19 protein-coding genes are annotated in these 20,174 nt (G+C 66.6%); 8 read left to right on the top strand and 11 right to left on the bottom strand.

Annotated features, from left to right (window positions below; all coding sequences use genetic code 11):
- Positions 1 to 32 precede the first annotated feature (32 nt).
- From Q0330_RS04755 to Q0330_RS04745, 3 genes are read right to left on the bottom strand one after another with little or no spacing between them, the layout of a single operon-like run.
- Positions 33 to 1,121: a D-TA family PLP-dependent enzyme gene (locus Q0330_RS04755; protein ID WP_299475209.1), complete on the bottom strand. Its 1,089-nt coding sequence runs from the start codon at positions 1,119 to 1,121 to the stop codon at positions 33 to 35.
- Positions 1,118 to 2,611, bottom strand: a complete 1,494-nt coding sequence (locus Q0330_RS04750; RefSeq protein ID WP_299475206.1) for a M81 family metallopeptidase — start codon at positions 2,609 to 2,611, stop codon at positions 1,118 to 1,120. The genes Q0330_RS04755 and Q0330_RS04750 overlap by 4 nt, the downstream gene beginning before the upstream one ends.
- Complete coding sequence (locus Q0330_RS04745) at positions 2,611 to 3,114, bottom strand: hypothetical protein (RefSeq protein ID WP_299475203.1); 504 nt, start codon at positions 3,112 to 3,114, stop codon at positions 2,611 to 2,613. The genes Q0330_RS04750 and Q0330_RS04745 overlap by 1 nt, the downstream gene beginning before the upstream one ends.
- A 113-nt stretch (positions 3,115 to 3,227) precedes the next feature.
- On the opposite strand from Q0330_RS04745, the gene Q0330_RS04740 reads away from it, so the two are divergent.
- The 7 genes from Q0330_RS04740 to Q0330_RS04710 all read left to right on the top strand — a co-directional run bounded on the left by Q0330_RS04740 (position 3,228) and on the right by Q0330_RS04710 (position 12,551).
- On the top strand, positions 3,228 to 4,175 hold the full coding sequence (locus tag Q0330_RS04740) for a MurR/RpiR family transcriptional regulator (protein ID WP_299475200.1): 948 nt from the start codon (positions 3,228 to 3,230) through the stop codon (positions 4,173 to 4,175).
- Positions 4,176 to 4,216: 41 nt separating this feature from the next.
- Entirely contained in the window at positions 4,217 to 4,987 is a 771-nt protein-coding gene (locus Q0330_RS04735) for an SDR family oxidoreductase (protein WP_299475197.1), read from the top strand.
- Between the two features lie 18 nt (positions 4,988 to 5,005).
- A complete protein-coding gene (locus tag Q0330_RS04730; RefSeq protein WP_299475194.1) occupies positions 5,006 to 6,910 on the top strand; it encodes a family 20 glycosylhydrolase in 1,905 nt (634 codons plus the stop codon).
- Positions 6,911 to 6,928: 18 nt separating this feature from the next.
- Positions 6,929 to 8,377 carry a M81 family metallopeptidase gene (locus Q0330_RS04725; RefSeq protein WP_299475191.1) on the top strand — a complete coding sequence of 483 codons (1,449 nt, stop codon included), beginning with the start codon at positions 6,929 to 6,931 and terminating at the stop codon, positions 8,375 to 8,377.
- Positions 8,374 to 9,642, top strand: coding sequence for an MFS transporter (locus Q0330_RS04720; RefSeq protein ID WP_299475188.1), 1,269 nt, complete (start codon positions 8,374 to 8,376; stop codon positions 9,640 to 9,642). Before Q0330_RS04725 ends, Q0330_RS04720 begins: the two co-directional genes overlap by 4 nt.
- The gene (locus tag Q0330_RS04715) at positions 9,639 to 10,367 is read left to right on the top strand and encodes a copper homeostasis protein CutC (RefSeq protein ID WP_299475185.1); all 729 of its coding nucleotides are present in this window, start codon (positions 9,639 to 9,641) and stop codon (positions 10,365 to 10,367) included. Before Q0330_RS04720 ends, Q0330_RS04715 begins: the two co-directional genes overlap by 4 nt.
- Before the next feature lie 108 nt (positions 10,368 to 10,475).
- The gene (locus Q0330_RS04710) at positions 10,476 to 12,551 is read left to right on the top strand and encodes a 3-hydroxyacyl-CoA dehydrogenase NAD-binding domain-containing protein (protein ID WP_299475182.1); all 2,076 of its coding nucleotides are present in this window, start codon (positions 10,476 to 10,478) and stop codon (positions 12,549 to 12,551) included.
- A 3-nt stretch (positions 12,552 to 12,554) separates the two neighbouring features.
- Here Q0330_RS04710 and Q0330_RS04705 read toward each other — a convergent pair whose 3' ends face one another.
- From Q0330_RS04705 to pobA, 8 genes are read right to left on the bottom strand one after another with little or no spacing between them, the layout of a single operon-like run.
- Positions 12,555 to 13,289 carry a sulfite exporter TauE/SafE family protein gene (locus Q0330_RS04705; RefSeq protein WP_299475180.1) on the bottom strand — a complete coding sequence of 245 codons (735 nt, stop codon included), beginning with the start codon at positions 13,287 to 13,289 and terminating at the stop codon, positions 12,555 to 12,557.
- Positions 13,286 to 14,587, bottom strand: coding sequence for a lyase family protein (locus Q0330_RS04700; RefSeq protein WP_299475177.1), 1,302 nt, complete (start codon positions 14,585 to 14,587; stop codon positions 13,286 to 13,288). The genes Q0330_RS04705 and Q0330_RS04700 overlap by 4 nt, the downstream gene beginning before the upstream one ends.
- Positions 14,587 to 15,426: a 3-keto-5-aminohexanoate cleavage protein gene (locus Q0330_RS04695; protein ID WP_299475173.1), complete on the bottom strand. Its 840-nt coding sequence runs from the start codon at positions 15,424 to 15,426 to the stop codon at positions 14,587 to 14,589. The genes Q0330_RS04700 and Q0330_RS04695 overlap by 1 nt, the downstream gene beginning before the upstream one ends.
- The gene (locus Q0330_RS04690; RefSeq protein ID WP_299475170.1) at positions 15,419 to 16,111 is read right to left on the bottom strand and encodes a protocatechuate 3,4-dioxygenase subunit alpha; all 693 of its coding nucleotides are present in this window, start codon (positions 16,109 to 16,111) and stop codon (positions 15,419 to 15,421) included. The genes Q0330_RS04695 and Q0330_RS04690 overlap by 8 nt, the downstream gene beginning before the upstream one ends.
- A 1-nt stretch (position 16,112) precedes the next feature.
- A complete protein-coding gene (pcaH, locus tag Q0330_RS04685; RefSeq protein ID WP_299475167.1) occupies positions 16,113 to 16,835 on the bottom strand; it encodes a protocatechuate 3,4-dioxygenase subunit beta in 723 nt (240 codons plus the stop codon).
- Positions 16,832 to 17,212, bottom strand: a complete 381-nt coding sequence (gene pcaC / locus Q0330_RS04680; protein WP_299475164.1) for a 4-carboxymuconolactone decarboxylase — start codon at positions 17,210 to 17,212, stop codon at positions 16,832 to 16,834. The genes pcaH and pcaC overlap by 4 nt, the downstream gene beginning before the upstream one ends.
- Positions 17,205 to 17,993, bottom strand: a complete 789-nt coding sequence (pcaD, locus tag Q0330_RS04675) for a 3-oxoadipate enol-lactonase (RefSeq protein ID WP_299475161.1) — start codon at positions 17,991 to 17,993, stop codon at positions 17,205 to 17,207. The genes pcaC and pcaD overlap by 8 nt, the downstream gene beginning before the upstream one ends.
- Positions 17,993 to 19,162 (bottom strand): 4-hydroxybenzoate 3-monooxygenase, encoded by a 1,170-nt coding sequence (gene pobA, locus Q0330_RS04670; protein ID WP_299475158.1) that lies wholly within the window; start codon positions 19,160 to 19,162, stop codon positions 17,993 to 17,995. Before pobA ends, pcaD begins: the two co-directional genes overlap by 1 nt.
- Before the next feature lie 92 nt (positions 19,163 to 19,254).
- On the opposite strand from pobA, the gene pcaQ reads away from it, so the two are divergent.
- Positions 19,255 to 20,172: a pca operon transcription factor PcaQ gene (gene pcaQ, locus Q0330_RS04665; protein WP_299475155.1), complete on the top strand. Its 918-nt coding sequence runs from the start codon at positions 19,255 to 19,257 to the stop codon at positions 20,170 to 20,172.
- Positions 20,173 to 20,174 lie beyond the last annotated feature (2 nt).

Raw genomic sequence — 20,174 nt, 5'->3', positions numbered from 1 at the left:
ACATATTTTCACGTTCTGCGCCGTGTTTTTCATCACCAGACCGTGCCACGGGCCAGAAGCGGCTCAACCCGGGTGACGATGCCGCCCCTGTGGAACACCACCCGGTCGAAGAGATTCGAGACCACGCAGCAGTGATTCGGCACGATCCCGACCTGCGCACCGACCGCCGGCAATGGGCCGTTGCAGTCAGACAGATCGACAACGGCATGTTCCTCGGACAGCGAGCGGATGCGGGCGCCGGGCAGCGATTCGATCAACCCGTGATCGGTGAAACCGAGCAGATCCGAGGTCAGCGCCTTCGACCCCGCATCCAGCACCGCGCGGCCAGGCGTCGGGCGCGACACCACCGTTGCCAGCACCTGCATCGCCAGATTTTCGGACCCGCATTCCCCGGCCCGCAGCATGGCGCGGTCGTTATAGACGTAAGTGCCGGCGCGATGCTCGGTCGCGGCGGTGACCAGATGCGCATTCCACAGGTCCGGGCTGCCCCCGTTCGAGCGGATCGGGCAGTCGATGCCGTCAGCCGCCAGCAGCGCCATCGTCTCGGTCAGAAAGGCCTGCACCGCCACAGCCCCGCCGGGCGCGGGATAGGTCAGCAGCCCGGCGAAGTGCAGGCCCGGGCGGGACGCGATCATCCGCGCCAGTTCCGCCGCCTGCTGCGGGTTCTGCACACCGCAACGCCCGCCGCCGGTATCGCATTCGACCAGCACCGAAAGAGGGCGTTCCGTGTCGAAGGCATCGGCATAGCCCGCCACCGTCCCGGCACTGTCGGCGCAGACCTTCAGCCCGCCGATCCGGCCATTCAGCGCCTTCAGCCGCGCCAGCCGCGCCGGGCCGAGGATATTATAGGTGATCAGGATATCGTCGAAGCCGGCTTCGGCGAATGCCTCGGCCTCGGTCAGTTTCTGGCAGTTCAGCCCGATTGCGCCTGCGGCAAGCTGCTGGCGCGCGACCGAGGCCAGCTTGTGGGTCTTGATATGGGGCCGGAAGTTCAGCCCGTGCTGCGCCATGTAATCCTGCGCGCGGGCGATATTGGCGGCCAGCCGATCCTCGTCAAGGACCGGCATGGGCGTCGGCACCTCGGCCAAGGGTGTGCCGGGGTCGGGCCAGGGAAAGCTCATTCTCGGTCTCCTGCGGGGGCGGCATTGCGGGGCCAGATGTCGCGGCGAACATGGCGATAGGGCGTCGTCGCCGGGTCGTTCGGATAGGGCTTCCCGGCCGAGCAATAGATGATCTGCGACGCGATCTTCGAGAACGCGGCATAGAAATGATTGGTCGACTTGATCACCAGAATCTTCTGGCCGAGCGGGTCGATCCCAAGTGCCGAGAACAGCGACGGATCATAGCTTTGCGCGCGGATGGTGTTCAGGATCACCTCGATCCCGGTCTCGGCACCCGCGCCATCCAGAAGCGCCACGCGCACGGCGGGGCCGAAAGGCACCACGCTTTCGCCGAAGCGCATCTCGGCCTCGGGCGCGACCTGCTGGACGCGTACCACCGCATCGACGGGATCGCCGGTCAGGGGCGCGGATTTCGCGCCGAAGCGCAGGGGCAGTTCCGCCCCCTCGCCCGCGACGATGCAAAGCCGGGTGGCAATCGGGTCCCAGATCGTGCCGATGGCCACGCCGCGCGCGCCCTGTCGCATCAATTCCCGCAGCAGGACCGTGGCATCGCCCGCCGTGCCGCCGCCGGGATTGTCCCACATATCTGCGATCACCACCGGCCCGCCTGGCGCGGCCATGGCCTGCGCCACCGCCTGTCTTTCGTCGATGGCGGGCATGATGTGGCGGCCGCGATTGGCGTAAAGCCGCTCGCCCAGGGTCCGGGCCAGTTCCCGACCGAGTGCCGCATCGCCATCGGTCACGGCGATCATCTTCGTGCCCATCTCGGGCACATCGCCGGCCATGAACCCATGGATCGCCGACAGCGACAGCACGCCCGGCGCCTCGGCCTCGATCCGCATCATCTCGTCGACGAAACCGCGCATCGGCTGGCGCGAGGTCGGAAAGACATCAATCATCCGGCAATCATGCACCGACATGACCGGTCGCACCCGGCCTTCCAGCGTATCGACCGCGATCCGCCACAGGTCTTCGGCCCGCTCGACGAAATCGGTATGCGGGAATTCCTTGAAGGCGACGAAGAAATCCGCCGCCGCGACCCGCTTCGCGGTCAGATGGCTATGCGGATCGAGGCTGGCGCAAAGCAGCACATCGGGGCCGATGATCTCGCGGACACGGCTCAGAAGATCGCCCTCGGGGTCCAGATATCCCTGCGCGACCATGGCACCGTGCAGACCCAGCACCACGGCATCGAGCGGCAGCGCCGCGCGCAATTGATCCAGAATCTCGTCGCGCAGCGATTCGTAGGCACCACGCGCGACCAGACCGGCGGGGTCGGCCCAGGCGGCGGTGCCCTCGATCAATGTCCAGCCCTTGTCGGCGCAGACCCTGCGCCCGACCGTGATCGGCGCGGTGCACAGCGTCGGCGTGGCCGGATGCTGGCCGGGCGGGGCGTAAAGCGAGCCCTCGAATCCCTGCCGGTCGATGACGATGGGCGAAAACGTGTTCGTCTCGGTCGCCAGCGCCGCGACGAAGACCCGCCGCACCATCACGCGGCCCTGTAGGGCAGGTAACCCACGAAACCGGCGATCTTCCAGTGCCCGGCATCGCGGCGACAGATATAGAGCGTCTGCCAGTTCATCCGGTCGCGGCTGCCATCGGCCTTGTCCAGCGCGCCGTCGAATTTCTTGCGCACAAGCGCCGCGTCGCCGGTGATCTCGATCTCCTCCAGCCGGGTGGCGGCGAAAATGCCCTGACGGGGATCGCCGGCAAAGGCACCGGCATCGCGGTCGGCCCCGAATGCGCGCGCCTGACGCAGCCATTCGTCGCGATAGGCCTCCAGCGTCGGGAAGGCCAGCGTATAGCCCTGCGGATCGGGCTGGTGATTGCCGCTGATTCCGGTAAAGCCGGGCGCGATGAAATCGCCGGCCACCATCTGCCAGTCGGCGCTCAGGAACGCCTCGATATCGCGCGGCACCAGCATCTCCCAGATGCTGCGGCGATCCGGATCGTCAGCCGGGAAGGGATTCTGGAAAGGATCGCGCAGGCTCACGTCCGGGCACCTCATATGAAAATTAATTTCTGCTACGGCAGATTTGACTGGCATATTCGCGATCATCATGGCTAAATGTCAAGAACAAGAGAAAACAAATTTCTGGACTGGCCATGCCCAATTCCCAAAGCCCCGATCCGCGCAGCGCCGCGCGGCAGCATTCGGACGGTCAGGCCCGGACCGACAGCACCGGCGCGCCCGACATCATCGCCACGCTGGTCAGCGAGGAAGGGCTGGTCTCGGCGCTGGAACGCAAGCTCGCGCAGGAAATCCTGAAGGATGTGGATTTCGCCACCGGCGCCTCGATCACCGAGATCGCCGAACGCGCCGGGGTCTCGCCGCCCACGGTGACGCGCTTCTGCCGCAGGCTGGGTTGCGCCTCGTTCTCCGATTTCAAGGTGCAACTGGCGAAAAGCGCCTATGTCGGGCTGCGCTATCTGAACCCGGAGACCCCGACCACGACCCCCGCCGAGATCGCCGAGGATATCGTGACCAAGGCCCAGAACGCGCTGTTCGAAGCCCATCGCGGGCTGGATCTGGACGCGGTCGCCAAGGCGGCGGGACTGCTGGCCGATGCCCCGATGATCTATGCCTTCGGTGCCGGCGGCAATTCCTCGATGATCGTGAACGAGTTGCAGAACCGCCTGTTCCGGCTGGGCTGCCGGATCACCGCCTCGACCGATCACGGGCTGAACCTGATGCAGGCCGCCGCAGCGGAACCGGGGGCGGTGGTCTTCGGATCCTCGTTCAGCGGCCGCAATGTCGAGCTTCGCCGCTGCTTCCAACTGCTGCGCGAGCGCGGCATCCGGACCGTCGCCCTGACCCAGGCAGGATCGCCCGTGGCCCAGGCCGCCGATGTGGTGATCGCCATCGACCTGCCCGAGGGGCGCAATATCTTCCGCGCGACCTCGACCCGCTATGCCTTCCTGGCCGTCATCGACATCATCGCCAATCTGGTCGCCTATGCCGACCGCGACCGCTCGGCCAGGCTGCTGCGCGGGATCAAGCAGCAGTTGATCCGCCATCGCGATGGCGACGACCGCCAGATTCTGGGCGACTGACGACGCACACCAACAAGACCAACAACTGACAAGAGGATATGATGCCAGAACACGTTGCCATCGTGACCGGCGCCGCCGGGGATATCGGCCAGGCCATTGCCCGCCGGCTTCTGGGCGATCACGACCGGGTGGTGCTGGCCGACCGCGATCTGGCCGGCGCGGAAGCGGTGGCCGGGGAACTGGGCCCGAAGGCGCTGGCGGTTCAGGTCGATGTGACCGACCCGGACAGCTGCGCGAGGCTGGCCGATCAGGTCCGCGCCGCCGGGCAGGCGGTGACGCTGGTCAACAATGCCGGCGCGGCGCTTGGTCCCAGCCTTCACGCCACCGGGCCGGAAAGCTGGCGGGCGGATATCTCGCTCAATCTCGATGCGGCCTATTACGTCTTTCAGGCGCTTGCCGATCAGTTGACGGCGCAGCCCTCGGCGGTGGTCAATATCGCCTCGGTCAATGGCATGTCGGTCTTCGGGCACCCTGCCTATTCGGCGGCCAAGGCCGGCATGATCCACCTGACCCGGCTGATCGCGGTCGAATATGGCCGCTACGGGCTGCGCTGCAATGCCATCGCCCCCGGCACCGTGCGCACCCGCGCCTGGCAGGCCCGCGCCGAGGCCAATCCGGCAGTGTTCGAGGAAGCCGCCGCGCATTATCCCCTTGGTCGCATCGTCAACCCCGTGGACGTGGCCGAGACGGTGGGCTTCCTGGCCTCGCCCTTGGCGGCCGCGATCACCGGCACCCTTCTGCCCGTCGATTGCGGGCTGACCGCCGGCATTCCCGCACTGGCGCGCACCTTCACCCAGTCGCGCGACTATTAGGACCCGAAGGATCCCATCATGGTCTTGTTCCTCGAAAACGCCTGGACGCCTGTGCCCGCCCCCGATGGCTGCTGGACCGTCACGCTCCACAACCTCGGCGAGGAGGCGCTGACGGATTTCACCCTGTCGATCACCACCATCACCCGGATCATGCCCGAGCATGAAATCGTCGGTGCAACCCTGCTGCGCCGGGTGGCGAATTTTCACGAATTCGCCCCGCCCGAAGGGCTGCGGCTGGCGCCGGGCGAAAGCTGGCGCTTCAGCGCCTCGGGCCTGTTCCGGATGCCGTTCCACCGCAATGACGCCGCCAAGACCGCCTGGATCACACATGCCACGGGCGAGCATCAGCCGATCCAGATCGGCGATCTGGTTCAAGGCCACGAGACCCCCGCCCCGCCGCCGCCCCGCCTGCCGCAGGGGCGGCTGACCCTGCCCTTCGCGCTGCTGCCCTGGCCGAACCGGATCGAGGCCACGCCCGGCCCGGCCCCGGTCATGCTGCATGCAGCCGAGGGAACCTCGCTGGCCGACCGGCGGCTGATGCTTTCGGTCGATGCGCTGCATGCGCGGCTGTTCCCGGCGGCGCGCAAGCTGTTCCAACTCTCGCCCGCGCCGGGCAGCCGCGCGCTTGCCTTTGCCGGGGATCCGGCCCTTCCAGCCGAAGGCTATCGGCTGGATTTCGGCGCTGACATCACGCTCAGCGCCAGCACCGAGGCCGGGCGCCGTTACGGGCTGATCGCACTGGCGCAGATGCTGCACGGCGCCTTCACCGACCCGGATTTCCGCTTCCCGCCCTCGGGCGCGATCGAGGACGCGCCGCGTTACGGCTGGCGCGGCAGTCACCTCGATGTCTCGCGCCATTTCTGGCGCTTTGAGGAGGTCACGCGGGTCATCGACATCCTCGCCTGGTACAGGATGAACCTGTTCCACTGGCATCTGACCGATGACGAGGGCTGGCGGGCCGAGATCCGCGCCTATCCCGAACTGACCGCCGCCGGTGCCACGCGCGGCCATGACCTGCCCGGCATGCCGCCCCAGCTTGGCGACGGGCCGGAACCTTCGGGCGGGTTCTACAGTCAGGACCAGATGCGCGCCGTCGTCGCCCATGCGGGCGCCCTCGGGATAGAGGTCATGCCCGAGATCGAGACCCCCGGCCATGCCGCCTGCGTGCTGGCCGCGCTGCCCTTCCTGGTCGACCCGGACGAGCCGCCGCACAGCTATGCCCCGGTGCAGGGCTATCCCAACAATTCCTGGAATCCCGGCATCCCCGCCACCTTCGAGGTGCTGGAGACGATCATCGACGAACTGGCCGGGATCTTCCCGTCGCGATATTTCCATATCGGCGGGGACGAGGTGGCAAAGAATGCCTGGCTCGCCTCGCCACAGGCGCGGATCCTGATGCAGCGCGAGGGGCTGTCGGGCACGTTCGAGATGCAAAGCTGGTTCGCCCGCCGGGTGAAGGCGATGCTGAGCGCGCGCGGCAAGGTCATGGTCGGCTGGAACGAGCTTGCCCATGGCGGCGGCATCGACACCGAAGACACCGTCCTGATGGCCTGGGAAAACCCCGAGGTCGGAATCGAACTGGCCGGACAGGGCTATGACGTGGTCATGACCCCGGGTCAGGCCTATTACATGGACATGGTCCAGGGCCCTGACTGGCTGGAAAACGGGGCCGGCTGGGCCGGGCCGGTGCCGCCCGAAAAGACCTATGGCTACGAGGCCGAGGGCGATTTCCCCGAGCGCCTGCGACCCCGGATGCGCGGCATCCAGTCCTGCATCTGGTGCGAGCATTTCACCACCACGGCCTGGTTCAACGACATGGTCTTCCCGCGCCTGCCCGCCGTCGCCGAAGCCGCCTGGACGCAGAAACCCGGCAAGGACTGGCTGCGTTTCGCGGCGCAGGTGCGCCTGCATCCCACCCTCTGAGCGGAAGGAGACGGACCCGTGCGCATCGCTGTCGGCGGAATTCATACCGAATGCTCGACCTATTCCCCCGCGCTCATGGGGCCGGGGGATTTCCGGGTGCTGCGCGGTGCGGAACTGGTGGCGCATGACTATTTCGCCTTCCTTGCCCGCCACGATGCCGAGATCGCGCCGCTGCTCCATGCCCGTGCCGTGCCCAGCGGGCCGGTCGGGCGCGCCTGCTATGACGCGCTGAAGGCCGAGTTTCTGGACAGGCTGCGCGCCGCATTGCCGGTCGACGGGGTCTATCTGGCCATGCATGGCGCGATGAAGGTCGAAGGCATGTTCGATGCCGAGGCCGACTGGATCGGTGCCGTCCGCGATCTGATCGGCCCCGAGCTGCCGATTGCGGTCAGCTACGATCTGCATGGCAATGTCTCGCAGCCGATCGTCGACGCCATCGACATCTTCGCCGCCTATCGCACCGCGCCCCATATCGACGTGGCCGAGACGATGGAGGCTGCTTTCACCATGCTGCTGCGCGCGCTTCGCAGCGGCACCCGGCCCGGCGTGGTCCGCGTGCCGGTGCCGCTGCTCTTGCCGGGAGAGCGTTCCTCGACCGTCGATGAACCGGCGCGCGGGCTTTACGCGGCGCTGCCTGCGCTGGAAGGGCCGGGCGTCTGGCGCAGCGATCTGATGATCGGCTATGTCTGGGCGGACGAGCCGCGCGCCACCGCCGCCGCCATCGTCACCGGCACCGACCGCGCCGCAGCCAGTGCCGCAGCAGAACGTATCGCCGCCGATTTCTGGGCCGCCCGCGACGCCTTCCGCTTCGGCCCCGTCACCGGATCGCTGGACGAGATGCTGGCATTGGCACAGACCTCCCCGACCCACCCCGTGATCCTCGCCGATAGCGGCGACAACCCCACGGGCGGCGGCGTGGGCGACCGCGCCGATGTGCTGGCAGCACTGATCGGGCAGGGCTGGCAGGACGCAATCCTTGCCGGCATCACCGACGCGCCGGCCACCTCCGCCTGCTTCCACGCCGGCAAAGGCGCGCGGCTGGAGTTGCGCATCGGTGCCAGCCTCGATCCGGCGGGGGTTTCGGTCACGGCACAGGCCGAGGTGGAACGGCTGCTCGACCCCGGCGATCCGGCGGAACGGCAGGCGGTGGTTCGAATCGGCGGGATTCGGGTGGTGCTGGCGGCGCGGCGACGGCCTTATCACGACATCGCCGATTTCACCCGGCTGGGCCTTGATCCGGCCAAGGCGCGGCTGGTGGTGGTGAAATCGGGATATCTCTCGCCGGAGCTCGCGCCGCTCGCCAATCCGAACCTGATGGCGCTGACCGATGGCGCGGTCAATCAGGACATCGCCCGGCTGGAAAACCGCCACCGCCCGCAGCGCGCCCTGCCCTATGCACCGGACACGACCTTCACAGCGAAGGCCGAGCCCTCGGCCCGCTTTCCGCAAGGCCGCGCCCCCGAATGAACCCGTGGATAACCATCCTGCGCCGGCACAAGGTGGTGCGGGTCTCGGCCGCCGCGATCTTTCTTTACGGGCTGGCGGGGGCCGCGACCTCGCCCTATCAATCGGTCATCGGCATCCGAGAGCTTGGCCTGTCGGATCAGGGCTATGCCGCCATCGCGCTGATCGCCTCGATCACCAATGTCGTCATGGCCATCGCCATCGGCGCGCTTTCGGACCGGTTCCACAGCTATCGCCTGCCGCTGATCCTGGTCTCGGGCTTCGGCGTCCTGGGCTACGGCATGGTCTGGGCGGCACCTTCGGCCTTCGTCTTCGGACTGGCGGCCATCGGTCCGCTGGCGCTGTTTCACGCCACCAACTCGATGCTGTTCGGCAATGTCCGCGCGCAGTCGCACCTGTTCGACGCCGCCGAAACGCAGATCGTCAACGCGGTGATGCGCATGGCGATCTCGCTGTCATGGGTGCTGGTGCCGGGCGCGGTCGGCGCGCTGCTGGCCGGACAAAGCAGCATGATCGCGGCCTATCTGATCGCGGCGCTGGCGGCACTTGCCTGCATGGGCACGGTGGGTTTCTGGCTCGACCCCGACCGGCCCGCGCCCGAGGCTGAGGCGGATCCCCCGATCGGCGGCACCGGCACCTCGCCGGTCGCGCCCAGTTCGGGCCGCACCGACCGGCCGGTGCAGGTCCGCCTGCCCGGATCGGTCTTCGGCGACATGTTGCAGGTCCTGCGCCCGCGCTTGCTGGTCCCGGTGATCGGCGTGGCGCTGATCAGCCAGGTCCTGCATGTGAACGGCGCGGTGCTGCCGCTGATCGTGACCGGACAGGCCGGCGGCACGCCCGAGGATGTCGGTGTCGCCATCGGCATGGTCGCGCTGCTGGAAGTCGTCTTCATGTTCGCCTGGACCTGGTCGCTGCGCCGCCTGTCGCTGACCACGGCACTGGCGGCGGCAACCGCGATCTATCTGGGCTATCTGATCGGGTTGGCACTGGCGACAGAGCCGATGCATGTCTTCGCCGCCAGCCTGCTGGCAGGGGTGGGGGCCGCCGGCATCATCTCGATCCCGATTTCCTATCTTCTCGACCTGATCAGCGACCGGCCCGGCTTGTCGGCCTCGCTGATCGCGGTCAACATGTTCCTGGGCGGCGCCATCGGTGCCGGCATCTTCGCCATCGGCGCCGGCCTGCAGGGCTATCCGGCGGCGGCAATCCTCAGCGGGCTGGCCGGGCTTCTGGGCGCGGGCCTGCTGATACGACGAGGGCAGGCATGACCGGGATCGCACTGGAGATCTGCGTCGACGATGCCGCAGGCATCCGCGCCGCCGCCGCAGGCGGGGCCGACCGGATCGAGCTTTGCGCCGCGCTCGCCCTTGGTGGGCTGACCCCTTCGGCCGGGTTGATGGAACTGGCCGCCGCATCGCCCCTGCCCGCCATGGCGATGATCCGCCCCCGCGCCGGCGATTTCGTCTGGAGCCGGGATGAACTGACCGCCATGCGGGCCGAGATCGCAGCCGCCCGCAGCGCCGGGCTGGCCGGTATCGTCATCGGCGCCTCGCATCACGACGGTCGCCTTCATGCCGAGATGCTGGCCGACCTGATCCGCGCCGCCGAGGGGATGGAGGTGACGCTGCACCGCGCCATCGACCTAGCGCCGGACCCCGTTGAAGCCATGCGCCTTGCCGCCGATCTGGGCATCCGCCGGGTGCTGTCCTCGGGCGGGGCAGCAACCGCACTGGCGGGGATCGAGCGGCTGGCGCAGATGGCCGACGCCGCGCCATTGGTCAGTGTCATGCCCGGCGGCGGCGTGTCCGAGGCCAATGCCGCGCTTTTTGCCACCCAACTGCCGCTGCGCGAGATCCATGCCTCGGCCTCGGTCAACGCGCCATCGCCTGACCTGCCGCAGGTCGCGGAATTTGGCTTCCAGCCGCCCGGCGCGCGCATGACCAGTGCCGCCCGGATTCGCGCCCTTCGCGCGGCGCTCGACGCCATCGGCTAGGGTGACCCCGCACCGTTTGCGCCAACATGGTGGCCCGATGCGGGCGATCTGCTATATCTCGCCTGACAAAGTCCCTCTGCCCGTAAAGACGCGTTGAAAGGCCCTTCCATGACCGACCCTGTGAGCCGCGAATATCGTGGCAATGCCCTGATTCTGACCGTGGACAACCCGCCGGTGAACGTGATCTCGCAGGCGGTGCGCGCCAGCCTTCTGGCCGCCTGCGCCGAGGCGAAGGCGGCGCTTGAGGCTGGCCGGATCGAGCGGGTGGTCGTGACCGGGGCCGGGCGCAGCTTCGTCGCCGGGGCCGATGCGAAGGAATTCGACGGCCCGGCGCTGGATCCACAGTTACCCGACGTGCTGAACGCGCTGGCAGAACTGCCCGCCATCGCCGCGATCAATGGCGCGGCACTTGGTGGCGGCTATGAGATCGCGCTTGCCTGCCGTTATCGCATCGCCGCGCCTGCGGCCATGATCGGCCTGCCGGAAGTGACGCTTGGCGTGGTGCCCGGCTCTGGCGGGACGCAGCGCCTGCCGCGCCTGATCGGGCTGGACAAGGCGCTGCCGCTGATCTCGACCGGGGCGGTGCTGAAGGGCAAGGCGGCGCTCGCACAGGGGATGGTCGATGCACTGGCCGAGGATCCGCTGGACGCGGCACTTGCCTTGGACCTGTCCAATCTCGGCCCCGCCATCGCCGACCTGCCCGCCCCTGCCGCAGCACCCGAGGCCGCGCAAGCCGCCCGCGACACGGCGAAAAAGCGGATGCGCGGCCAGATCGCACCGCTGAAAGCCATCGAGCTGATGGAACATGCCGCGACCCTGCCCCTGCCCGAGGGCATGGCGGCAGAGCGTGCCGCTTTCCTTGACCTGCGCGCCGGCGAACAGGCCCGCGCGCTGCGTCACATCTTCTTTGCCGAACGCGGGGCCGGTGCCTCAGCCGAGTTGAAGAAGCTCGACCCCGCGCCCGTCGATCATGTGCTGGTCGCGGGCGGCGGCACCATGGGGGCGGCCATCGCCTATGCGCTGAACTCAGCCGGGATCGAGATCACCCTGCTGGAAAACGATGCCGAGGCCGAGACCCGCGCCCGCGCCAATGTGCAGAAGCTGTTCGACGAGGCGGTCAGTCGCGGCAAGCTGGACGCCGCCGAATCCATTCGCCGCAAGTCCGAAACCTTCCATTTCATCAGCGGCGCCGACACGCCCCTGCCCCCGGTCGACATGGTGATCGAGGCGGTGTTCGAAAATCTCGACGTGAAGCGCGCGCTGTTCACACGGCTGGCGGCGGGGCTGCCGGAAGATACGATCCTTGCCACCAATACCTCCTATCTCGACGTGAACCGGATCGCCGAGGTGGTCTCGAACCCCTCGCGCTTTCTTGGCCTGCATTTCTTTGCGCCCGCCCATCTGATGAAGCTGGTCGAGGTGATCCGGGCCGAGGGCACGTCGAAGCAGACCCTCGCCACCGCCTTCGCCCTGACCAAACGGCTGAACAAGATCGCGGTCGAGGCAGGGGTTTGCGACGGCTTCATCGGCAACCGCATCCTGACCCGCTATCGCCAGACGGCGGATGTGACCCTGCTGGAAGGGGCGCTGCCGGCACAGGTGGACAAGGCCGCGACCGGCTTTGGCATGGCCATGGGGCCCTACGCGGTGCAGGATCTGTCCGGCCTCGACATCGCCTATGCCAACCGCAAGCGCAAGCGCGACGCGGGCGAGATTTTCAAGGGCCGTTACGTCCCCGTCGCCGACCGCATGGTCGAAGACCTGAAGCGGCTTGGCCGCAAGACCGGCGCGGGCTGGTATGACTATCAGGACGGCAAGCCGGTGGCGTCAGAGGCGGTCGATGACGAGGTCCGCCGCGCCTCCTCGGAAGCCGGGGTGACACGCCGCGATTTCAGCGCCGCGGAAATCGCCCGCCGCCTCGCCCTGTCGATGATCGCCGAGGGCGCCGATATCGTCGCAGAAGGCATCGCCAACCGGCCTGCCGATGTCGATCTGGTTCTGGTCCATGGCTACGGCTTCCCGCGTTGGCGCGGCGGACCGATGCGGCTGGCCGATGAATGGGGCCTGCCGGCATTGTTGGCGGAATACGAGGCCCTTGCCGCAGAGGATCCCAAAAGCTGGGCCGTGCCGGCGCTGATCCGCACGCTGGTCAGCGAGGGCAAGGGTTTTGCCGATCTGAACTGAGGCTCAGACCGCCTTGGCAATCAGCATCATGGCGATGACCAGCAGCATCGCCATGATGAGCCTGTCGAACAGTTTCGCACCGACCCGTCGCACCAGGGCCGCGCCGATGGGCATGCCCATGAACAACGGCAGGCAGGCCACAATGCTGATCGCGAAGACCTGCCAGGTCATCACCCCCATCCCCGCCAGCGAGGGAAGCTGGACGATGGACATGGCCGCGAACATGGCCGAAATGGTCGGAATGAACCGCTCTCGCGGCATATGGATGGCGTGCAGATAGGTGACCGAGACCGGGGCCGAAATCCCCGCCGCTCCCTGCAATATCCCCGACACGAAGCCCGCCGGCACGGCAAGCGCGCGGGCGATGCCGTAATTCAGCGACCAGTCCGGTTTCATCAGCCGAAAGCCGACATAGATCAGCGCCAATGCTGCTACGGTCAGCGACAGCCAGTCCGAGGGCAGCGAGGCCAGCAGCGCCGTGCCGATAAACGCGCCCACCGCCGCCGAAACGACCAGCCGCCAGACGAAGGTCCGATCCTGCAGGTTGTGCCGATAGCGCCAGCCCTGCCAGATATTCGACGCAAGCGCCGGCAGCGCGAAGACAGCGACCGCATAGGGCACGTCGAAATAGATCGACATGATCGGGATCACCACCACCGGCGTGCCGGCCCCGATGGCACCTTTCAGAATGCCGCCGAGCAGGAATGCCACGAAGGCAATCAACAGCGCCTCGGTCATGCTTGCGGGGCCACCGCGCGGGCAATCTGCGGCGCCTGCCCGAGATTACGCTCGGGCGCCAGCAGCGCGGCCCAGTCGTGCCCGGGGGCCAGCGGTTGCAGCGCCTCGGCCAGCGTCAGCGAGGTATCGGCCTGCATGGCGGCAAGCGCCTCGGCCACGATCTTAAGGGCCTGCGGGCGCGGCATCTCTCGCGCCAGCAGGAAACCCGCCGCTTCGGCCAGCATCATGCCACGGTCGGCGGCAAACGCGGCCTCGATCTGGGCCGGATTGGCACGGAGCGTCCGGGCGAGGTCCTGCCCGATGGCCAGACCCGCCGCCGTGCGTTCCAGCATCGCCGGCAGCAGCGCCCATTCCATCTCCAGCACCGAACCGTCACGCTCGTAAGCGTGAACCATGGCCTGATGCAGCGCCCCCAGATCGCCCGCGTTCAGCCGCGCCAGCGTGACCAGCGTTTCCGCCGCCACCGGGTTCGATTTCTGCGGCATGGTCGAAGACGCGCCCCCGGTCCCGGCGCTGACCTGCGCCAGTTCCGATTGTCCCAACAGCACCAGATCGGCGCCGATCTTGCCAAGCGCGCCGGTGGTCAGCGACAGCCAGCCGCCGAGTTCGGCGATCATGTCGCGCGTGCTGTGCCAAGGCGTTTCGGGCGCGCCCAGTTCCAGCTCCGCCGCCATGGCCTGCCGGATCGCGCCGGCCTGCTCGCCCAAGGCGGCAGATGTCCCGGCCGCGCCGTAAAGCGAGACATTCAGCAGGCACGGCAGCAATTCGTCCAGCCGCTGCAATTGCCGCAGCAGCGGCGCGCGCCAGATGGCGATCTTGGCGCCGAGTGTGGTCGGCGCGGCGATCTGGAAACGGGTATGGGCCGGGATCGGCAGATCGGCATATTCGTGGGCCTTCGCGGCCAGCAGATCCGACATATCCGACAGGCGCGAGCGCAGCAGCGCCAGCGCCTGCGACAGCTGGATCATCAGCCCGGTATCGACGATATCCTGCGAGGTGGCGCCGAAATGCACCCAAACCGCATGATCGCCCGCCGCCGTCTTCAGCGCGCCGATCACCGGCTGCGCGGCGATGCCGGCACGCGCCACGCCCGCCGCCAGCCCATCAGGTTCGGGCCGCAGGGTCTCAGCGGCTTTGGCAATCGCCGCCGCCGCATCCTTCGGGATGATGCCCAGCCTGCCCTGCGCGCGCGACAGCGCCGCCTCGGCCCGCAGCATGGCCGAGATCGCCGCCTCATCCCCCATCAGCGCCGCCATTTCGGCGTCGCCCAGAAGCCTCGCGAACAGGGCAGAGACCATCAGGCGGCCCGAAGCCCGAGGATCTGGCGCGCCTGCGCGAAGCTGGCGACCGGGCGCTCGTATTTCTCGCAAAGCTCGACCGCACGCTTCACCAGCGCGGCGTTGGACGGGGCCAACCGATCCTTGTCGAGACGGACGTTATCCTCCAACCCGGTGCGGGCATGGCCGCCCGAGGAGATCGCCCATTCGTTCAGCACGATCTGGTTCGGCCCGATCCCGGCCGCGCACCAGGCGACATCGTCGCCGAACAGCCGCTTGACGGTGTGGATGTAATAATCGAACACATCGCGGTCGACCGGCATGGCGTTCTTCACGCCCATGACGAATTGCACATAAGGCGTATCCTTGATCTTGCCCGCCTTGTGCATCGCCGCCGCCTGCAGGATATGCGACAGATCGAAAGCCTCGATTTCCGGCTTCACGTCGTATTTCAGCATTTCGGATGCCAGCCAATCCACCAGATCCGGCGGATTTTCATAGACGCGGGTCGGGAAATTGTTCGACCCGACCGAAAGGCTGGCCATATCAGGCGCAAGGGGCAGCATGCCGCCCCTCGCATTCCCCGCACCCGAGCGTCCGCCCGTCGAAAGCTGCACGATCATGCCGGGGCAGTGCTTTTCCAGCCCCTCCTTCAGCGCCGCGAAACGCTCGGGGTCCGAGGTCGGCTTGCCCTCGTCGTCGCGCACATGGCAATGCGCGATGCTGGCGCCGGCCTCGAAGGCTTCTTGCGTGCTTTCGATCTGCTCGGCCAGGGTGATCGGCACCGCCGGGTTGTTTTCCTTGGTGGGAAGTGACCCGGTGATGGCCACGCAGATGATGCAGGGATTTTGTTCAGACATCGAAAAAGACCGTCTCATTGTCGCCTTGCAGGCGGATTTCGAAGCGATAGACCGGTACACCGTCGCGTTCTCCGGCCCGTTTTGCAAGCAGGGTGCCGCGACGATTTTCCCATTCGATCAGGTTCAGCACCGGGTCGACGGCATTCGCTTCGGTCTCGTCCTCGAAATACATGCGCGTATTCAGCCCGATATTGATCCCGCGCGCGACGATCCACAGGTTGATATGCGGTGCCATGGGGGCATGGCTGTCCATGCGGCCCTGCCAGTCGGGATCGCTTGAGGCGACCTTTTCTGCCACGCCCGAACCCAGCTTGACCCGCGCATGAACTGCGCCCGGCTTCACCGTGTCGAAACCCCATTCGCCGGTCTCGAAATTGGTGATGACCCGGCCCCAGCCGCGAAAGCCGTCCTCGACCTTGCCGCCGCCTTCGGGATGGGCGTAATGGCCTTCCGAATTGGCCTGCCAGGCTTCCAGCAGCACGTCCTTCACCGGGCTGCCCATGCCGTCGATGACGACGCCTTCGACCCGGATCCGCTGACCCTTGGCCTTGTGGCCGGCAATGTCCCAGCCGAGTTCCTGCTTGTAGATGTCGAAGCCCGCAGCCCCCGGCGCCAGCCCGATATGGACGTAAGGCCCGGCGGTCTGCGAGGGCGATTCCTTCAGGTAATCGAGTTTCTGTGTCATCTCAGTTCCCCTCCAGCCGGTTTTCGAACAGGGTCGAGCGGCGACCCCGCAGCACGATGTCGAACTTGTAGGCGATGCAGTCGAGCGGCACCGAGGCGTTCATGTCCAGCTTCGCGATCAGCTGCTGAACCGCATCCGGGTCCGGGATCGTCGCCACGATCGGACAAAGCGGGATCAGCGGGTCGCCCTCGAAATAAAGCTGGGTGATCAACCGCTGGCAGAAGCCCGAGCCGAAGACCGAGACATGGATATGCGCCGGGCGCCAGTTGTTCACCCAGTTGCGCCAGGGATAGGCGCCGGGCTTGACGGTGCGGAAGAAGTAATAGCCGTTCTCATCGGTGATGGTCCGCCCGCAGCCGCCGAAATTCGGGTCGATGGGGGCCAGATAGGTGTCCTTCTTGTGCCGGTAACGACCACCGGCATTGGCCTGCCAGACCTCGACCAGCGTGTTCGGCACCGGGCGCGCATTCTCGTCCAGAACCCGGCCATGGACGATGATCCGCTCGCCAACCGGATCGCCGTCCTTGGCGTAGTTCTTGATGAGATCGTTGTCGATCGGGTCGATATCGTTATGACCGAAGACCGGCCCGGTGATTTCCGAGACCGACTGCTGCAGCGAAATCATGCTGTAGCGCGGCGAGCGGGCCACCGAGGTCTTGTAATCGGGTGTCAGTGCCGGCGGATGCCGGTGGCGGTCGCGTTGATAGAATTCTGCAGGTTTCATTGGCTACCCTCCATTTCGGTATAGGTTTGCTTCGCCAGTTTCAGGGCATGGTTCGCGCGGGGGACCCCTGCATAGATCGCCACATGCTGGAACGCTTCCAACACGTCGCGCTTGGTGGCACCGGTGCGGGCGGTGGCACGGATATGCATGGGAATTTCTTCGAAATTGCCGGTGGCGGCCAGAAGCGCCAGCGTCAGCATGGAGCGTTCGCGGCGGGAAATCCCGTCGCTCGCCCAGACCGTGCCCCAGGCACCTTCGGTGATCATTTCCTGGAAGGGCAGGTCGAATTCGGTCTTCTGGGCCTCGGCCCGGTCGACATGGGCATCGCCCAGAACCTCGCGCCGGACCTTCATGCCGGCATCGTAACGATCAGACATGTCCGACCTCCTTCAGGAATGCATTGAGAATCTTCGCATAGGCCGGCGCGGCCTCGACGCAGGGCAGATGGCCAGCGCCGTCGATTTCGGAATAACCCGCGCCCGGGATAAGCTGCCCCGAGGCCCGGACCAGTTCCGGCGGGGTCGAGCCGTCGAGGCTGCCGGCGATCATCTGCACCGGAAGTTTCAGACCTGGCACCTGCTTGCGCAGGTCGGCGGCAGCGATGGCCTGGCAGCAGGCGATATAGCCATCGGCCGGCTGACGTTCCAACATGCGCTGCCACAGGGCCAGATCGGGCGTGGCGCGGAAGGCGGGCGAGAACCAGCGTTCCATGGTCGGCGCGGCCACGACCTGCAGCCCGAATTCGCGGATCGCATTGACGCGGTCGTTCCACATCTGATCGGTGCCAATCTTGGCGGCACTGTTCGAGATCACCAGCGCCTTCAGCAGGTCCGGGTGCCGCAGCACCAGTGCCTGCCCGATCAGCCCGCCGATGGACAGGCCGACAAAGACCACATCCTTCAGCCCGAGCGCGCCGATCAACCCGGCGGCATCGTCCGCCAGTTGCTCAACGGTATAGGGTCCCGCCGGATTGGCGCTCAGCCCGTGGCCGCGCTTGTCGTAACGCACCAGACGCAGGCCCGAGGGCAGCAGCGGCAAAAGCGCGTCCCACAGCCTGAGATCGGTCCCCAGCGAATTGGCGAAAACCACCGGCTTGCCGTCTTTCGGCCCCTGATCGGCGACATGCAGCCCGATCCCGTTTGTGTCGATGATCTGCATCAGTAAGGCAATCCCACATAGTTTTCGGCGAAGGCGCGCTGCTGGCTTTCATTGTCGCGCAGGAAGGCGATATCGGCGGCCTGCATCTTCAGATCGAAGGGGCTCATATCCGGGTAACGGTGCAAAAGCCCGCTGAACCACCAGCTGAAACGTTCGGCTTTCCAGACCCGAAGCAGCGCCCTTTCGGAATAGCGGTCGATGCCCTCGCTGTCCTTGTCGCGATAGAACTGGACCAGCCCGTGATAGAGGTAATGCACGTCGCTCGCCGCCGTGTTCAGGCCCTTGGCCCCGGTCGGCGGCACGATATGGGCGGCATCGCCACACAGGAACAGCCGGCCCCAACGCATCGGCTCGGTCACGAAACTGCGCAGGGGGGCGATGGATTTCTCGATGGTCGGGCCGGTAATCAGCTTCGCGGCGATGTCTTCGGGAATGCGGCGCTTCAACTCTTCCCAGAAGGCGGTGTCGGTCCAGTCCTCAACATGATCGGACAGCGCGCATTGGATGTAATAGCGCGACAGATTCTCGTTGCGCATGGAGCACAGCGCGAAGCCGCGTTCAGAATTGGCATAGATCAACTCGTCATGGACGGGCGGGGTTTCCGACAGGACGCCAAGCCAGCCGAAGGGATAGGTTTTCTCGTATTCGCGGCGCACGCCCAGCGGGATGGTATTGCGGCTGACACCGTGGAACCCGTCGCAGCCGGCAACGAAATCGCAATCTATGCGCTTCTGCTGGCCGTGCTGTTCATAGGTCACATAAGGCGCATCGGTATCGGCATCGTGGATGGCGACATGATCGACCTCGAATTCGGTCGGGGCGCCTGCGGCCTCGCGCGCATCGTAAAGATCGCGCGTCACCTCGGTCTGGCCATAGACGATGACCGGGGTTCCGGTCAGGGCCTTGAAATCGACATGGAACATCTCGCCACCGAAGGCGACCTGGGTGCCGTCATGGACATAGCCTTCCTTGTGCAGGCGATCGGCAACGCCGGCCTCCTCCATCAGCCGGACAAGGCCGGTTTCCAGCACGCCGGCACGGATCCGGCCCAGAACATAATCGCGGGTCTTGCGTTCCAGCACGACCGCCTCGATCCCCTGCTTGTGCAGAAGCTGACCGAGAAGCAGCCCGGACGGACCGCCGCCAATGATGACGACTTGTGTGCGCATGTGAAAACTCCTCCCTCCCATGCAGGATTGCATATGGAAATCGGCATGAAAATTGAGATTATGCGCCATATGATTACCAAAACAGGTAAGTAATGGATCGCAGAATCAAGCTCCGCCATATCGAGGCCTTCGTCGAAATCACCAAGGCGCGCAGCCTGAAACGCGCGGCAGAGCGGCTGAACCTGACCCAGCCGGCGATTTCACGCACATTGGCGGAACTGGAGGAGATCCTCGGCAGCTGCCTGCTGACGCGCGGACGCGGCGGGGTGGATCTGACACCGCAGGGCGAGGTGCTGTTCGATTTCGCGCAGGCCGGCCTCGGCGCGCTGGAACGCGGGCTCGACGGGGCCTCGGACCAGTTGCGCCAATCGGTGCCAAGGCTGCGGGTGGGGGCGCTGCCCTCGGTCGCGGCGCGGCTGCTACCGGAACTGGTCACGGTGCTGGAAGACCTCGCGCCGGACCTGCTGCTGACCATCGCCGACGGCTCGCACGAGCACCTGACCGACCAGCTTCGCGCCGGCAGCCTCGATCTGGTGCTGGGCCGGCTCGGGGCGCCGGATACGATGCGCGGCCTCAGCTTCGCGCAGCTTTATCTGGAGGATGTGGTCTTCGTCACCCGCCCCGGCCATCCGATCCTGGAAAACCCCTCATTGCAGCGCCTGACCGAGGAATTCACCGTGATCTTCCCGCCGCCATGGGCCGCGATCCGGCCTTTCGTCGAACGTTGGCTGATCGCAGAAGGCATCCCCATCCCCCTGCGCCGGATCGAGACCGTCTCGGGCGCTTTCGGTCGAGTCCATACGGCACGCAGCGATGCGGTCTGGGTGATTTCCTCGGGCGTGGTCGGAAACGAGATTGCCGATGGACGGCTGGTCCGGCTGCCTTTCGATGCGCAGGGCACCGAGGGGCCGGTCGGGCTGATGCGCCGTACCTCGGACCGTGAAACGCCCGAGATGCGGCTTTTCGCCCGCGCGGCGGGCGAAGCGGTGACAAGGCTCGGCCTTGCCTGAAC

It is taken from the genome of uncultured Paracoccus sp. (assembly GCF_937873615.1).
GTDB lineage: Bacteria > Pseudomonadota > Alphaproteobacteria > Rhodobacterales > Rhodobacteraceae > Paracoccus.
The sequence above is the reverse complement of the archived record's forward strand: the minus strand, read 5'-3'. Positions and strand labels throughout refer to the sequence as shown.

Excerpts from the sequence above, each read along its gene's own strand:
- Q0330_RS04735 (WP_299475197.1), top strand. The coding sequence starts at position 4,217 with ATGCCAGAACACGTTGCCATCGTGACCGGCGCCGCCGGGGATATCGGC.
- Q0330_RS04715 (WP_299475185.1), top strand. The coding sequence starts at position 9,639 with ATGACCGGGATCGCACTGGAGATCTGCGTCGACGATGCCGCAGGCATC.
- Q0330_RS04750 (WP_299475206.1), bottom strand. The coding sequence starts at position 2,611 with ATGGTGCGGCGGGTCTTCGTCGCGGCGCTGGCGACCGAGACGAACACG.
- pcaC (WP_299475164.1), bottom strand. The coding sequence starts at position 17,212 with ATGTCTGATCGTTACGATGCCGGCATGAAGGTCCGGCGCGAGGTTCTG.
- Q0330_RS04690 (WP_299475170.1), bottom strand. The coding sequence starts at position 16,111 with ATGACACAGAAACTCGATTACCTGAAGGAATCGCCCTCGCAGACCGCC.
- Q0330_RS04705 (WP_299475180.1), bottom strand. The coding sequence starts at position 13,289 with ATGACCGAGGCGCTGTTGATTGCCTTCGTGGCATTCCTGCTCGGCGGC.
- Q0330_RS04730 (WP_299475194.1), top strand. The coding sequence starts at position 5,006 with ATGGTCTTGTTCCTCGAAAACGCCTGGACGCCTGTGCCCGCCCCCGAT.
- pcaH (WP_299475167.1), bottom strand. The coding sequence starts at position 16,835 with ATGAAACCTGCAGAATTCTATCAACGCGACCGCCACCGGCATCCGCCG.
- Q0330_RS04755 (WP_299475209.1), bottom strand. The coding sequence starts at position 1,121 with ATGAGCTTTCCCTGGCCCGACCCCGGCACACCCTTGGCCGAGGTGCCG.
- pcaQ (WP_299475155.1), top strand. The coding sequence starts at position 19,255 with ATGGATCGCAGAATCAAGCTCCGCCATATCGAGGCCTTCGTCGAAATC.
- Q0330_RS04710 (WP_299475182.1), top strand. The coding sequence starts at position 10,476 with ATGACCGACCCTGTGAGCCGCGAATATCGTGGCAATGCCCTGATTCTG.
- Q0330_RS04695 (WP_299475173.1), bottom strand. The coding sequence starts at position 15,426 with ATGTCTGAACAAAATCCCTGCATCATCTGCGTGGCCATCACCGGGTCA.
- pcaD (WP_299475161.1), bottom strand. The coding sequence starts at position 17,993 with ATGCAGATCATCGACACAAACGGGATCGGGCTGCATGTCGCCGATCAG.
- pobA (WP_299475158.1), bottom strand. The coding sequence starts at position 19,162 with ATGCGCACACAAGTCGTCATCATTGGCGGCGGTCCGTCCGGGCTGCTT.
- Q0330_RS04720 (WP_299475188.1), top strand. The coding sequence starts at position 8,374 with ATGAACCCGTGGATAACCATCCTGCGCCGGCACAAGGTGGTGCGGGTC.
- Q0330_RS04700 (WP_299475177.1), bottom strand. The coding sequence starts at position 14,587 with ATGGTCTCTGCCCTGTTCGCGAGGCTTCTGGGCGACGCCGAAATGGCG.
- Q0330_RS04740 (WP_299475200.1), top strand. The coding sequence starts at position 3,228 with ATGCCCAATTCCCAAAGCCCCGATCCGCGCAGCGCCGCGCGGCAGCAT.